This is a genomic window from Sphingomonas sp. KC8, assembly GCF_002151445.1.
In the GTDB taxonomy this organism is placed as follows: domain Bacteria; phylum Pseudomonadota; class Alphaproteobacteria; order Sphingomonadales; family Sphingomonadaceae; genus Sphingomonas_E.
The window spans coordinates 2,855,772-2,870,126 of sequence record NZ_CP016306.1 but is presented as its reverse complement, the minus strand read 5'-3'; the positions used below and the strand labels follow the sequence as shown (position 1 = coordinate 2,870,126).

11 protein-coding genes are annotated in these 14,355 nt (G+C 60.9%); 4 read left to right on the top strand and 7 right to left on the bottom strand.

Features of this window, described 5'->3' with window-relative positions:
• Positions 1-91 precede the first annotated feature (91 nt).
• The 3 genes from KC8_RS13480 to KC8_RS13470 all read left to right on the top strand — a co-directional run bounded on the left by KC8_RS13480 (position 92) and on the right by KC8_RS13470 (position 2,680).
• Positions 92-865 carry a type IV toxin-antitoxin system AbiEi family antitoxin gene (locus KC8_RS13480; RefSeq protein WP_010124776.1) on the top strand — a complete coding sequence of 258 codons (774 nt, stop codon included), beginning with the start codon at positions 92-94 and terminating at the stop codon, positions 863-865.
• Positions 855-1,781 (top strand): nucleotidyl transferase AbiEii/AbiGii toxin family protein, encoded by a 927-nt coding sequence (locus KC8_RS13475; protein WP_010124778.1) that lies wholly within the window; start codon positions 855-857, stop codon positions 1,779-1,781. Before KC8_RS13480 ends, KC8_RS13475 begins: the two co-directional genes overlap by 11 nt.
• 317 nt (positions 1,782-2,098) lie before the next feature.
• Positions 2,099-2,680: a hypothetical protein gene (locus KC8_RS13470; protein WP_010124780.1), complete on the top strand. Its 582-nt coding sequence runs from the start codon at positions 2,099-2,101 to the stop codon at positions 2,678-2,680.
• A 101-nt stretch (positions 2,681-2,781) separates the two neighbouring features.
• On the opposite strand, the gene KC8_RS13465 is transcribed toward KC8_RS13470, so the two are convergent.
• Together KC8_RS13465 and KC8_RS13460 are read right to left on the bottom strand one after the other, a co-directional pair.
• Positions 2,782-3,390, bottom strand: coding sequence for an RES family NAD+ phosphorylase (locus tag KC8_RS13465; protein WP_010124782.1), 609 nt, complete (start codon positions 3,388-3,390; stop codon positions 2,782-2,784).
• A gap of 79 nt (positions 3,391-3,469) precedes the next feature.
• On the bottom strand, positions 3,470-4,153 hold the full coding sequence (locus tag KC8_RS13460) for an antitoxin Xre/MbcA/ParS toxin-binding domain-containing protein (protein WP_029624420.1): 684 nt from the start codon (positions 4,151-4,153) through the stop codon (positions 3,470-3,472).
• A gap of 295 nt (positions 4,154-4,448) precedes the next feature.
• On the opposite strand from KC8_RS13460, the gene KC8_RS13455 reads away from it, so the two are divergent.
• Complete coding sequence (locus KC8_RS13455; RefSeq protein WP_010124786.1) at positions 4,449-5,570, top strand: ATP-binding protein; 1,122 nt, start codon at positions 4,449-4,451, stop codon at positions 5,568-5,570.
• 48 nt (positions 5,571-5,618) lie between these two features.
• Here the strand turns inward: KC8_RS13455 and KC8_RS13450 are convergent, their stop codons facing one another.
• The 5 genes from KC8_RS13450 to KC8_RS13430 all read right to left on the bottom strand — a co-directional run bounded on the left by KC8_RS13450 (position 5,619) and on the right by KC8_RS13430 (position 14,343).
• The gene (locus KC8_RS13450; RefSeq protein WP_232455703.1) at positions 5,619-6,239 is read right to left on the bottom strand and encodes a Fic family protein; all 621 of its coding nucleotides are present in this window, start codon (positions 6,237-6,239) and stop codon (positions 5,619-5,621) included.
• 62 nt (positions 6,240-6,301) lie between these two features.
• Entirely contained in the window at positions 6,302-7,303 is a 1,002-nt protein-coding gene (locus KC8_RS13445) for a site-specific integrase (RefSeq protein ID WP_010124788.1), read from the bottom strand.
• 121 nt (positions 7,304-7,424) lie between these two features.
• A complete protein-coding gene (locus tag KC8_RS13440; protein WP_029624422.1) occupies positions 7,425-10,514 on the bottom strand; it encodes a TrlF family AAA-like ATPase in 3,090 nt (1,029 codons plus the stop codon).
• 95 nt (positions 10,515-10,609) lie between these two features.
• Positions 10,610-13,237 (bottom strand): AAA family ATPase, encoded by a 2,628-nt coding sequence (locus KC8_RS13435; RefSeq protein ID WP_010124791.1) that lies wholly within the window; start codon positions 13,235-13,237, stop codon positions 10,610-10,612.
• Complete coding sequence (locus tag KC8_RS13430; RefSeq protein ID WP_010124792.1) at positions 13,234-14,343, bottom strand: metallophosphoesterase family protein; 1,110 nt, start codon at positions 14,341-14,343, stop codon at positions 13,234-13,236. Before KC8_RS13430 ends, KC8_RS13435 begins: the two co-directional genes overlap by 4 nt.
• Positions 14,344-14,355: the final 12 nt, after the last annotated feature.

Genomic DNA, 14,355 nt, shown 5'->3' with positions numbered 1-14,355 from the left:
TGGTTTATACGGCACCGATATATCGTTGGCATGTTAGCACAGGAAATTCCGAGGGATTGAGCAACCTTGAAATTTATGCTATAGATATGCCATGAAGGTATCTAGAACCGATAAATTGAGGTCATTGCTCGATGCATGGGAGCCACACACGGTGGCGACCAGCCCGCATCTGAAGGCGCTCGGTCTGACGGCGCAAGACCTGCAGAACTACACCGCCTCGCAGTGGCTGGTCTCCCTTGGCCGCGGCGTATTCAAGCGCCCGATGGAAACCGTAACCTGGCAGGGAGCGTTCTACAGCGTTCAGTCGCAGTTGAAACTGCCGGTCCATGTCGGTGCCCTGACGGCGCTCGAAATGACAGGGAACAGCCAATATGTGCGCTTCGGAGAAAGCCGGGCCTATCTCTTTTCGCCGCTGCACGTGGTTCTGCCGGCGTGGTTTCACACGCATTGGGGGGAGATGGTCCGGCATATGCAAAGCAAGCTTCTCCCGAGCGATCTAGGCCTCACCGAGCAGCGAACCTCGGAAGGCTATCCATTGACGACCGCTACGCCTGAGCGGGCCATATTGGAGTTGCTTCACCTTGCGCCCAAGGAATTCGATCTCGTCGAAGCCGGCCAGATCGTCGAGGGCATGACGTCGCTTCGCCCCAAGCTCATGCAATCCCTGCTCGAGGCGTGCACTTCGGTGAAGGTCCGGCGGCTGTTCCTCTACCTTGCGGAACGGGCGGATCTCCCTGTCATGCGGCATCTGAAGGTGGAGCAGATAGGCTTGGGCTCGGGTGATCGCAGCCTTGCGAAAATGGGGCGCTATGTCCCGAAATACAGGCTGCTCCTTCCCAGGGAGCTTGTTTCGAGTGGCAACTGACCAATATCGCGACCAGGTCCGTCTCCTGCTGGACGTCCTGCCGCTGGTCATGGCCGAGCCGGTGTTCGCGTTGAAGGGCGGCACGGCGATCAACCTGTTCGAATGGGATCTCCCGCGGCTGTCGGTCGACATCGATCTGACCTACCTCCCTGTTCATGACAGGGCAGCATCCTTGCGTGCGATCGGTGAGGCTCTCGCCAGGATCAAGGCGGAAATCGAGCGCCGTCTGCCGCCGACCCGCGTGACCCAGGCACGCCAGGGCCAGGAAGGGATGGAGGTCAAGCTCAACTGCCAGCGCGGCAAGACCCAGATCAAGGTTGAGGTGAACCCCACCCTGCGCGGCCATCTCCTTCCCCTCCGCGACCTGCCATGCTCCGACCTTGTGCAGGAGAGATTTGAAGCATTCGTCGAAGCGCGATGCCTCTCGCACGGCGAGCTTTTCGGCGGCAAGATTTGCGCCGCGCTTGACCGGCAGCATCCGCGCGATTTGTTCGACGTGAAGCGGTTGCTGGATAGGGAAGGACTCGTGGACGAGGTGCGCTACGGCTTCGTTGCCGCCGTCGTAAGCCACGGGCGTCCGGTCGCCGAGCTTATTCGGCCGAGCCGAAAGGATCAGGGCGCGACATTCAAGGCGCAATTCGAGGGAATGCCCTTCGAGCCTTTCACCTATGATGATCATGTTCAAACGCTTGATCGCTTGGTGCACAAGATACACGCATCCCTGGACGGCGATGATCGAAGATTCCTCGAGAGTTTCGAAGCAGGAGAGCCGGCATGGGAATGCTATCCGTTGCCTACGATCTGCGAACTTCCGGCCCCGCAATTCAAGTTGATGAACATCCGCAAATTCCGGGAAATGAAACCGAAAAGGTACGAAGCCGGGCTCGCGGTGCTACGAGAGGCCCTCCTTCAATGAAACCGTGAGCGGCTCGATAAATGGTAGCGTCGCCCATCGGCGAAAGGACGTCTCGTTCTATACGAACCGTCCCCACGGAGTTCTTGTTCGCGACTCGCTGCACCGAGAATCTGGGGAGATTCGAGAATTTATAGAAAAACGATAAACTACACTAAACTCGCTATACATCGCGAGGGGCTCCCTTTGCACCAGCCGCTCTGACCGTCGACGCATCATCAAAGCGACGAGGCGTTCCGTTGCGGCTTGAACGCAGCCCATCGTTGAAATGGGCTCAATTTTACCCCGGCGTTGACAACGGACTCAACAGGAATGATCGATTGGTTCGTTCAGCAAATTCGCGCTTCATCGATGCGGATCGTGTCCTCCACGACCGCATAGTGGCAAGTACCGATCGCATCATCAAAATGATGCCGGCGGCGGCAAAGGCGGCCGCGATCAGCAGCATCGACGTACCCAGCCTGGTCTTTCATCTCGCCCTTGGCATCCCGTCGGTGGAAACGGATGACCCGGAGACCGCAGAGAGGATCACCAATGCCATCGCTTTCAAGCGACGGCTGATCGATGCGGCAGGGGGTGCGCTGACGGCAGAGAAGGTGCGCGCACTGCTCGGACATAAGACGATTCAGGCTGTCTATAAGGCGGTGAAGGATCGCCGACTGCTGATGGTCGAGGACAATGGGACGAAGCTGTTCCCGGTGTTTCAGTTCGACGGCAACGCAATCCTCTCAGGAATCTCGAAGGTTCTCAATGCCGCTCCGCAAACGACCCGCTGGGCCATTCTGCAGTATCTCGTTGGGGGCGATGAAGGTCTTGACGGAATGAGACCAATCGAGCTCCTCAAGGGCAGCGAGGTAGAGGTCGAACGTGTCGTGCGGTTCGCCCGTACTCTCGAAGACTGACGCGCGTCACGGCAAATGCGGTGACGCCGTCCGGTCCCACTTCCGAACCGCCCGGCCCACTTATTTGCCGGTGATCTTGACGCCAATGCGAGATGCAAGCGTCACGACGTTTGCGTAAGTGGAGACATCGGCCACGATATCGACTGAGGGCGCGTGGACGGTGAGCGGGCTGGGGCTGAGCCGGTCGCCGAACAAGACAACCGCCACGGCCCGATCATCTTGGCGCGATATCCAGTATAGCCCTGTATATCTGGGCACTGAGCGTGGATCGCTTCTGCCCATGCCCGCGTCTGCGGATAGATATTCTTCTCGGTCTCGATCAACTCAGCCCGCTTGATCCCCAGCTTGCGCAGCGACGTTGTCGTGAGCTCGGCGAGCGTGAGATCGGCTACGGACAGGACCTGGGAATAGTGATGCGCCTTGAGCTTGCGCTTGGCGTGCGTCTTGAGCCCAGGCGCGAAAGGGACATCGTGAAAGACCGTCTCCATCGCGGCGCAGTCGAAGGTCGTCCCGCCATAGATTGTCGGAATCGAGTTGCCCTTGGCATCGAGGATGGGGCTGAAGCGCGCATTGCCAGCTGGGCCAGGATTGAATTGGTCGGCGAGATATTTGTCGGGATGAACCCGATGGATTATGTCCGCCTTCGGCCAGGAAACCCGTCTCACCAGCTTGTTGAGATTTAGCGGCGGTGTCGGAACGGCGATCGGCACCGTAGCCGCGCCAGCTGGAAGAGCCGAAGCGGCTACATGCGCGATAGCGGAAGACGCTGGCGCACGCGTACCCTTCGCCCTAGCCATGCTGCACGCCGGCAATCTCATCCTCAGCCGCGGCCAGCACTTGTCCCGGTTGGCTCCGGAGCAGGTCCATCGGCGTCCTGCCGCCGAGGAAACTGTTCACCGAGGCGAACCACGTCGCGATGTCCCACTCGTCCAACGCATCCCCGAAGCGCGCGAGCACCGGCGCCAGCCCCTTGATCGGCCGATAGCCGGCGTCCGCGTCCAGCGCATAGCCCGGATAGTAGTCGCTTCCGCCTTGGCGGATCGCGAAGATCCGCCCCTCACGCTTCCACTTATTGGGCTGGGCGCTGGCATTTTGGCCACTGAACCCAGCAAGCTTGGAGAGTTGAGACGCGGTCAGCCACTCGCCGGATTCGAGTACCGCCGTCCGTGCTTCCGCGTTCATCTGTGCTTCGTGGATCAGGTGCAGCGGCAGCGGAATCGATGGGACCAGCGCGTCGACGATCTTGGCGATTGCGTCTTTTTCCTGCTTGCCTAATGTCGCCAGGACGAGCGGTGCAATGAGCGCTACCGCTTGGGCGAGCGCCTGCGCGAGTTTCGGATTTCCATGCGCGAGCGTGAGCGCGACGACCTGATCGTCGTCGCCCGCCTTTAGCCGCTTGCACACTTCGGTTGCCGTGCCGGTCACCGTCTCAAACGAGACAGTGCTAAGGTCGCTGGGGTACGTTGTCGCCATCGCCCGTTCCAATTCGGATATCAAGGATATCGATATAGCATGATATTCCTAATATTCAATGTCGTCACGCGGAGATCAGTTTCGAATCCTGTTGGACGATGCAGCCCAAAAGCCTCTCAGTGCCGGCGTTCCTGCCCAGGATGGCGCCTTCGAAGGTCTTCGACGGGATTGCATCGTCGCTATTCTAGGAGATTTTATGGGTTCTATACAAAACGGCTAGAACTGGATAAACACCTTCACCATGGACCCTCGTAGAAACCCTTTCGCACCGGGCGCTGGTAGTCGGCCACCCGAGTTGGCTGGCCGAGAAGCGATCATAGAAGGCATCGCGATCGCACTCGACCGCATTCGCGCCGGACGCCAGGCACAGAGTCGGATCCTGACTGGTCTACGTGGGGTTGGGAAAACCGTTCTCCTGAATGAGATGCGCCGCGCCGCCGAAGGCGAGGGCTTCGCTTGCGTACCGATTGAAGCTCCTGAAGGCCAATCGCTGCCGGCCATGCTCGTTCCCGCTCTTCGCACGGCCCTGCTTAAACTAGATCGAGGTCAAGCGGCGATGACTCTTGCCAAGCGCGGTCTGGGCGCGCTGGCGCGCTTCGTCAAAGCGTTCAAGCTGAGCTACGGCGAACTCGAAGCGTCCCTGGACCTAGGTGAGATTGGTATCGCTGATAATGGCGATCTCGAAGCGGATCTGATCGATCTCGTCGACTTAGTCGGTCGGGCCGCAGGCGAACGCGAAACCGCACTCGTCCTGTTCATCGACGAGCTGCAATATGTAGCAGAGCGAGAGTTGGCGGCCTTAATCACCGCCTTGCACCGGGCACGGCAAAACGACCGCCCGATCACCTTGGTCGGCGCCGGATTGCCGCAACTAGTCGGACAAATGGGTAGAGCTAAATCCTACGCCGAACGTCTGTTCCTCTTCACCGGTATTGGACCGCTCGACGCGACGGCGGCGACGGCGGCGCTCGTTCATCCGATTGAAGCGGAGGAGTGCAGCATCACCCCGGATGCCGTCACCCGCATTTTAGAGGTAACCGAGAACTACCCCTATTTCTTGCAAGAGTGGGGCAAGCAGAGCTGGGACGCGGCGGCGCAGTGTCCGATCACAACGAGCGATGTGGACATCGCACATCCAGCAGCAATCGCGGCGCTTGATGATAGCTTCTTCCGCGTCCGCTTCGATCGGCTTACGCCATCCGAGAAACGCTATTTGAGGGCAATGGCCGATCTTGGCCCCGGTCCCTACAGCTCGACCGCCGTCGCGGACCACTTGCAGCGTAAGGCATCGTCCTTTGGCCCCGTACGCGCTTCGCTCGTGGCAAAAGGTATGATTTACACGCCGGGATACGGTCAGACGGCCTTCACCGTTCCGCTATTCGATGCCTTCATGCGCAGGGCAATGCCACAGGGATAGACCGGATCGCGACGAGCTGGTCGGGGTCCGTCACAGGCTTGACCCTCTTCACGGCGCGATACCGCTCGCGGGCAGATCGAAGGGGCCTGCCAACCACGAGCTCAGATATTCGGCGACCATCGCGAGAAAGTGCTCGCGCTGCTCGGGCACGGCGCGGGTGAACATCTCAAGCGGCCAGGCAAGCAGGCTGTCGAACGGGCGCGGATGGATGGCGAAGCGTGGCGCGAGCGGGATTGCCAGCTCGGTCGCCGCGGCAGCGAACAAGGCGCGCTGGACGTGGCCGTTGCCATCGAGAAACGGGTGGATTTTGCCGAACCAGCAAAACAGATGGGTCAACGTCAGCAGCTGCACATAGGGCGTGGCAGCCTGTGCCGGGATCAGCTCACGCCGAACCTCGGACAGCATGAAATCAAGCGACGCAATGACCTTCTCGGGCTCCTCGAATGCGAAGCTCTTTTTGAGATCGAGGATTTGCGGCGCGCCCATGCGCCGTCCCTCGAGCGATGTCCCGGCCGTGCCTCTGTAGGTGCCGGCATATTCGGGATAACCGGGCGGGGTGAATTGAGCGAACAAGGCCTGGTGAAGGTCGCGGGGATCGGTCAAGATCGACGAACGATAGGCGGGGTCGACGAGGATGTGATGCTGAAGTTCGGCGCACGCCCGCGTCATCACCTCATGATAGTTCGGCATGGCATAGGCCTGCCATTCTGGCGCCGCCCGACCGACAGGCGTCACAGAAACTCCTCACCTGCATGGTCGTCGAACAATGCGGCATCGCGGACATAGCCGGCGACCGTGTCGAGCGACTTATGCCGCGAGTGATCTTTCATCTTGAACAGGTTGGCGCGCTTGGCGGCCGCTTCGGTCAGGAAGCCCGCGCGTAGGGAATGCCCGGAGAACAGGGCGGGTTCGAGCCCTGCAGCCAAAGCGCAAGTCTTGACCAGACGGGCCACGGTCTTGTCGGTGATCGGGTCGGCTGTCAGCGCATCGCCCCGCGTCAGCCGGCGGAACACCGGGCCTGTCCGCGGCTTACCGGTCGCGGGATCGGGCCCCTTCAGATCGGCCACCTCCAGCCACTCGCCGAGCAGGCTGACCGGTCGGATATGCCGGCCCTCGGGAATCGCAATCTCCTGGCCTTCCGCGTCCTGATCGCCTTTCGAGCGCGGGATCGTGATCCGCACGCCGGATGCCTCGAAGGCGAGATCGGGCAACAGCATGGCGGCGATTTCGGAACGGCGAAACGCCCCCGCCATGCCGACCGCGAGAATGGCGCGATCGCGTTTGGCGCGCAGGCCAATGCCGGTAATCGTCGCGAGCATGGCCGTGAGTACGCCTGCCGCCGCTGGCGCTTTCTGGTCCTTCTTGCGCGCATATTTGCGGCGCACGCCCGCCATCATCTGCGCGATCACGCCTGCGACATCGCGCGCGCTCGGCGAGGCGAGACCCGCTTCCTTATGGTGATGGTTGATCGCCGCGACGCGCCGACCGATCGTGACCGGCGCGATGCCCGCTTCGGCCTCGACATGGGCGAACAGCGCGACGATGTCGGGGTGCGCCGGCAGCGCCTCGACGTTGCGCGCGTCGCAGAAGTCCCAGAAGCGGTCCCAGTCCGAGGCATAGGCTTTCTGGGTCGATCCGGCCTTGGACGCAGCCAGCGTATCGCGCGCGCCGTCGATCTCGGCGAGCAGGTCGGCCGGAAGGTTCGTCGAGATCGGAAGCAGGTCGCGTGCCATCACGAACAGCCTAGCGCAGTCCCCTCGCGAAGCCAAATCTTGTGTCCGAGAATCGCGTTTATCGGACATAGCGCTTCTTGCGATGGCCATGACTGAGCGGTGCGCCGATCACTTCTGGCCGCTATTGGTACTTATTCCCTCGATTATCGAATGCGGGCTTCGTGCCCTCGAGAACATTGACGACAGCTTGGTTAAGCGCGGGGTCTTCGATCGAGCCCGCGAGATATGTGATGCTGCACATAGCTTTCCGGTCGAACTCCGCGAAGATTATCTGTTCCGCATCGCACACGACGGCCAAGTTTGGGTTGTGCGTCACCATGATGATCTGCCTGTTTTCTTTTGCCGCGTTGAGGACTGGCACGAGCAGACTAACGATCGTTTCATTGTCGAGATTTTCCTCGGGCTGGTCGAGGATGATGGGATTTCGCTTCTTGTCGACCAAAAGGTAGAAGATCAGAAGCAGTGCCCCGCGCTGCCCCGGCGAGAGTTGTTCGATTGGCGTGTCCTGGAACAATAGAGTGTATTTGGGCTCAAGATACTCAAAGCTGTATATCAAATCATACACTTCCGTCGGCGCCCTGTCCTTCCGCATTAGCCCGTTGAGGTCGGCTTGGTCTGACGCCCGCTGACGTGCCGCATCATGCAGCAGTTTATGAAGATCGTCGGCGAGCGCCAAAGCGCCTGCCTCGGTATCAAGATCCTGCGCTTCAACACGCGCCCTTATGGCGGCCCGGCTTTCATCTTCGCCGCGCAGCTCTCCAATACTCTGCTTAACAAGGGAAAACAGCCGTTCTGAAACCAGATCGTGATAAGCCGCGAGATGGGATCGAAACTGGAGGCGATATTCGTCCCGTATCAGGCTGTTCTCTGAAATGACTTTCTGAAGAGGCTCAAAAAGTTTCTGGCGTTGATCTCGTTGTAGCGCCAGAATATGGAAAATCTGGGCTGCAAGCACAGTGCGTTGCGCGCGTCGCTCATCTAGTATGCGTGGAAGCTGGTCCAGTTGGGACAGTCGTGCTTCCAGCCCCAGCTTGCTGTCCGGCACATCCGGCGCGCCTTCGATTTCGCCTACGGACATCTGCCACGTCTTCATGGCGTTAAGATGGTCTTGGTAAGCTCGCTGTGGTCCGTTGAGCGCTTCGGTGGCTTGTTCGGCGCGGCCGGAATAGTCCGCTCTTTCTTTTTTGATCGCCTCAATCCGGGCGGCTAGGGTCCCCATTTCTCGCTCCGCGCCGGAATCTACCTCGCGCACCTTTCCTTCGTTAATCTCAAAAGTCAGGATATCGGGCAGCCGCAACCCAAGCAGTTCCAACTGCCCGGCGATTTCGGTACCCGCCGCCGCGATCTGCTCCCGAATAAGCGCGAACCGCTCGAGAACATCGCGCGCCGCTTTCCGCTGCGCGGAGAGTCTCGTCAACGCTTCGCCAATAGCCTTTTCTTCGTCGGCCAACGCAGCGATCGCCGTGGAAATCTCTGCCAGCGTAGCGGCGGCGGTTTCCTGATCAGGCGTAAGAGTCTCTGCAGGAGCGGCGATCGCAGGTGGTTTGCTTAGCTCCAGCTCCGCCAGTTGAACGGATTTCAAATGGATTTGTTCTTCGATATTCTTTCTAATCGAAGGATGGAGTTGGTCCTCTGTTCCGGCGATGAGACGGTTCAGGGTAACCAGATTCTTTCTGGCTTCATCTAGCCGCGCGCGAAGGGTGCTCTCCTGCGCCTCGATGAGCTGGTCGAAGTCAAGTGCGCCCAGACGGTCTTCAGCTGGTATGTGAGAGAAGATAACGGACCGAAGCTCACGTTCGAAGTTCTCTGATTTGCCGGTCACATGCTCGTTGCACAGAGCCTCGAAACGCCCCTGCGGCACATAACGGACCATCTCCACTCGATCAGGGGCCGGGTTGGCAGCTAGATTCGCTTGGCTCGGCTCTCCGGCCAGCCAATCTAACTTGCCATAAAATTGCCGCGCCGGCTCGCCGGCTTTGCCTCGAAATCGATCCGCTTTTAAAAACGAAAAATGAGCATGTTCTTGCGAGTTTCCAACGAGTGCCAGCACATCCGCTAGGGCACTCTTTCCGCTGCCTTTGTTACCGATGATCGCCACGAGATCCGCGTTGAAGGGAATTGCGCAACCGTCGAACCAGGTCTCTGCCAACGAACTGCCATCGACCTTCGAGAGGGACACAGTGTCGATGTAAAAGGTCTTGTTCGCAGAGATCCGCTGCAACTTGGGTGGCGTAAGGCCTATGTGGCATCGCTTGAACGGCTCTTTGATGGCTTGCTGCAGGCCCCGCCACGTGGGGTCGGCCTTGATCCATGTGATCCGCTGAGAGGGGAAGTCGCCATATCCGCGCGCATTGTTGTCACCAGCGGTCCCACGTAATTGGTGCGCATCGCTGCCTGAAACTGGCAGCCGAGGGATTCCTCCGATCGATTCCTGGAAGGCATCGAAAAAACTCTCGTTCTCTGGGCACTTGCGACCGACGAAGGCATTCCAGAGGCCTTCCTTTCTGGTCTCGAAGATTGGCGAGCTGTCAAATAGGCCGATTGCGTAAGCGTAATGTTCCTGATGCTTGACGGATGCGAGCCCATCGTTCGTTTCGAACGGCATGAAACCTAGAGCCATGCCGTCTGGGACCGCCCGAACCGCAGCTTTGTAGCTGTCGACATTGAGCTCCGCTATCACGTAGCCAGCGCGGAGCGCCGTCTCGTCGCTCGCCATGACCTCGGCTTTTTCAAAGCTGTGGGTCTTCAATTTGTCTGCGTTGGCCGCCCGGGCGTAGGCGATGAGAGCGTGAGGAGAGAGCGGCTGGCCGGTGATCTCGAGCTTCAGGGCCGAAAGGAAGTCTTTGAGATGCTGATCGGGAATTTCATCCGAAAATAGAACGTGCGCGTTCAAGCGCCCTTGGATCGGCGCAGCAAGCCGTAGCTCGATGCCGGGGAAAACGGTCTTTTCTAGTCCGGGACCCGTCCCTTCGCTTAGCCGCCGTTTCAGCGCGAACCACCCATCGAAACCCCAATAATCCTGGATGGCGTAGACCGCCGGAGCGGTATCATTGATCGCCGTTATCATCTCGTCGATCAACTCGTTGTCCCGGCTTGTGCATCCACTCGCTGAGAAGCGCTCTCCCTTCCAATGAAAAGAAGCAGGAGTGTGGATATGCAGATCCCACTGCCGCCACTCGGATCCGCGAGGAAAATGCTTTTTCACGCCCATTTTCTAATCCCCCCAACATCTCGTCTTTATAGCGCCTGCCCGAACTGTTGCTGTCACGCGCCATCCCCGGCAGTGCGCAGGCTTCAGCCAGCACGTCATCGGTCTATAGACACACGGTTCGCGGCGACGTGCCTGAAAGCCCTGTCCCGACAAGTCAGCAGGATAACCTGCATCCGCTCTGCCGCCTCGCTCAAGATCTCGACCATAAGGTCAAGCCGCGCGTCATCGGCATAGACAAGCGGGTCATCCAAGATCAGTGACACCGGACGGCCCTGCTCCAGGAGCATGTCGGCAAAGGCGATCCGTGTCAGGACCGCCAGCTGCTCCTGTGTGCCGCGGGAAAGATCGCCGCACCCTTCGCTGATACCGCCTCGCACAATCGCCTCCAGCGTGAGGTCCTCAGAAAAGCTCAGGTCGCAGCCGGGCAAGAGCCGCTCGATATGGCGTTTCGCGCGCTTGGCGACGGGCCCTACAAACTTTGCCGACGTCTCATCCCGCGCTTCATCGAGCGTATCGCGCAACAACTTCAGCGTGTCGGCTTCCTCGGTGATCCGCTGTAGTGCCGCACGTGCCGCCTCAGCCTCCTCGCGAGCCCCTGCCTCCCGATCGGCGAGCCCCTTCCCGCCCTCGCTCTCGACAGTCCCCTCCAGCCGCGCGACGTCCATCTCGAGTTTGGCACGAGCCTCCCCCGCCGCCTTTACCCGCGCATCGATTGTCTCGATCCTTCGCGTGATCGCCGCAGGATCGTGCGCAGTCGCGTCCCGGGTGGCCTCCTCAAGCTTCACGGCTGCTTCAGCCATCTGTTCGCGGGCCCGAACGACGTCTGCCGCCAGGGTTGGGAATTCCGGGCGGCCTTCGATCGTCTCGATCTGACTGTTAGCGTTGGCGAGCGTGCTGGCCGCGCCCGCTTCCGCGCTGGCCAGCGGCGCGTCCTCTTGTTCTGCTCGGCGGAGCGCCTCAACAGCGCTTTCCTGTGCACCTTCCGCCCTCGCGAGAGCGGTGTCGGCCGCTTCGAGCCGGGCAGTGAGGAGTGTGATATCGGGGATGTCGGCTTCGACGGTCTTACTCTCGTCGTTCATTTCAGCGATGAAGAGCTTGAGCGCATCGGGGCCGGCAGCGAGCCCGATAAGGGCATCGGCCGGCGTCACGGCGGAGATGCGCGCCGCGATCGTGCGCAACTCGCCTACTGCGTCTCGCGCGGTATCATTGCGAGCGCGCCCCTCCGCCAAGCTCGTGAGCCCGAACTCGCCCAATGCAGACTTTTGTCGCTCCAGCGCCGAGGAGAGCGCTCCCTCAGCGCTCGCCGCCCCGGCCGGCGGCGTGATAATCAGCTCGGCATTGCCGAACCGGAGACGGGTCTCACCCGACAGGGTTCGCTCGCCGAGCGCCATCGGTTCGCCATCGATCGATATGCCCTCAGCGTTCCCGACAAGGGCAATCCGCGTCGCACCTGCGGCGAGCGCCGCGCGCGCCTCAGCTACGAGTCGCTCGTTTGCCTCGATCGCATCCATCGCCTTGGCCGGTATCAGCGACGCGGTGAGGACTGTGGCCTCTTCCTGAAGCCGCTCGAGGTCGATCAGCTCGGCGTGACGCGCGCGTGCCGCGGACACCGCGCTGCGGCGCCGCGACGCGCGTAAAAGCTCCTCGCCCGTGCTGAGGGCACCTCGAGCTTCCTGGCGAGCGGTGCGCGCGGCTTCCAAGGCGCTGCGCGCTTCAACGAGCCGTTGCTGCGCTGTGGCCAAGCCTTCGCGGACTTCGGCGCGGCGTGAGCGCGCAACACCCAGCGCGAGTTCAGCGCTAGTGCGTTCGTCGGTCGCCTTGCGATGCCGATCGACGAGATCTTCAAGGTTTCGCGTCTTCGCGCTGATGGCCTCATGCTCGGCCCGCCGGGTCGCGAGGATTTGCGCAGCTGCGCGCGCCGTCTCGAGAGAAGCAGTGAGATCCTTCCGCGTTTGCACGTCTGTGTCGTCCGCGATCTCGCGGTGAACGACCTTCAGTCTGAAGCGCGCATTTTCGAGTTCGGAGAACGTCCTCTCAAGTCCAGCCAGACGTTCGGCGGCGTCGCGGGCGGCCGCTTCAGCCTGGTCAACGCGCTCTCGTGCTTCGTTCTGCCGCCCGCGCTTCTGCCCGGTTGGGGACCAGTAGCGCCCATATTGCTCGTCGATCCGGGTTCGGACGCGCGTGTAGGCGGGGCCGCCCATGATCGAACCGACCTCGGCTTCAAGCGTCGAGCGGACCGTGTCACGCACTATCTGGCCTGGCCCGGTGACCGCGAGTGCCTCAGCTTGTGCAACCCAAAGAAGTCCAAGCGCGCCGTATGTGCCGGCGTCGCCCTTCTGACTGGTGTCGCGCACCGATCCCAGCAGCGCGTGTAGGCGGGCTTCCGCTTCCTCGCCCTGTGCTCTACCCTGTGGACCGGTGACCTCGATCGATGCGCCGCGCAGAAAGCGCTTGGTCACCGTCCATGGTGCGCCATCGGCATCGAACGAAACCTGAATTTCCGGACCGACGGCTTCCCCATAAGGCGCGAACGATTGGGCGAGCTGGTTCTTCGTACCGTGGCGAACGAAAAATGCCGCGCGAAGCGCCTCGAGCACTGTCGACTTGCCGGTCTCATTGGGTTCGATGACAACGTTGAGACCGTCGGTGAGCCCTTCAATCGCCATCGGCTCCCGAAACTTGCGGAAGCCGTCGATGGCGATACGGCGCAGGTACAGGCTCATGCCCTGTCCTCCCGGCTGTACTCGACGAAGAGACGCTCCAAGGCGCGCTCTGCAATCAACCCATCGGGGCCGCCTGTTTCAATTGCCGCAGAAAGTTTCGCCGCGGCGACGCCGAGCATGCCCTCAACCGAGAGGCTAGCAAGATCGTCTGCACTGGGGCGGCCGACAAGATCGACTGCGCGAACGTCGAGATAGCGGACACGGTGCCCGACATCGTTTTCGAGTCTGCCCAGCATCCCGACCCGGTCCGTAAGGCTCGTGATTCCGGCCAGCGATAGTTCAAGGAGCGTCGAAGGCGGATCGATCGATCCCAACAATTGGTCGCACTCGGCATCGAAGCCGGCCTGATCGTTCACTGTCCAGCTTCGCTTGATCCACTGGAAGCGCCCCGTGCGGATTGGCGTCACCACCGGATCGCGACCTTCGCCGATGTCGACCAATAGTATCTGACCAGGTTCATCGCGTTGGAAGCGATCGGTTTCGGGGGTGCCCGCATACCAGGTGCGCGCCTCGATATTGAGCGTCCCGTGCCAATCTCCAAGCGCGAGATAATCGAGCGTGGAGCGACGAGCCCGGTCGGGCGCGATCTGGTTCTTGGTCTCGCCCTGAGTGCCGAAGTCGTGGATCGATCCGTGCGCGAGGCCAATGCGGATGCGGCCTCCCGGTGTCGCCATGGTGTCGAAAAGCTCGGTGGGATCATCAAGGTTGTGGCGATGCGTCAGGGGCGCTGGAAGGAGCCAGATTCCGGGCTCGATTTCGTGGGCCTGCGCTTCCGATAAGACGGTGATACCGCCCCCCGCGCGATGGCGAACACGGTCCCAGAGACCGCCATTGCGGGCAAAGTCGTGATTGCCCGGGAGGAGCCACCACCGGCACGCATGGCGCTCCATGCGGGATATCGCTTGAACGATCGTGCGGTCTTCAGGTCCCTCGGTGTCGAAGACATCACCCGCGACCAGAACATGAGCCGCACCGTGACGAGCTGCTTCCCTCCCGATCGCATCGATGGCATCGAAGCGCGCCTCGGAAAGTGCGGCGCGCACTTCCGGCTCAAACCGCCCGTATGGTTTTCCGAGCTGCCAGTCGGCGGTGTGAATGAGCTTCATTGTGGCCCCGCG

What these genes read in the sequence shown, in the direction of transcription:
- KC8_RS13480 (WP_010124776.1), top strand. Translation starts at nt 92, where the DNA reads ATGAAGGTATCTAGAACCGATAAATTGAGGTCATTGCTCGATGCATGG.
- KC8_RS13460 (WP_029624420.1), bottom strand. Translation starts at nt 4,153, where the DNA reads ATGGCGACAACGTACCCCAGCGACCTTAGCACTGTCTCGTTTGAGACG.
- KC8_RS13450 (WP_232455703.1), bottom strand. Translation starts at nt 6,239, where the DNA reads ATGACGCGGGCGTGCGCCGAACTTCAGCATCACATCCTCGTCGACCCC.
- KC8_RS13445 (WP_010124788.1), bottom strand. Translation starts at nt 7,303, where the DNA reads ATGGCACGCGACCTGCTTCCGATCTCGACGAACCTTCCGGCCGACCTG.
- KC8_RS13440 (WP_029624422.1), bottom strand. Translation starts at nt 10,514, where the DNA reads ATGGGCGTGAAAAAGCATTTTCCTCGCGGATCCGAGTGGCGGCAGTGG.
- KC8_RS13435 (WP_010124791.1), bottom strand. Translation starts at nt 13,237, where the DNA reads ATGAGCCTGTACCTGCGCCGTATCGCCATCGACGGCTTCCGCAAGTTT.
- KC8_RS13430 (WP_010124792.1), bottom strand. Translation starts at nt 14,343, where the DNA reads ATGAAGCTCATTCACACCGCCGACTGGCAGCTCGGAAAACCATACGGG.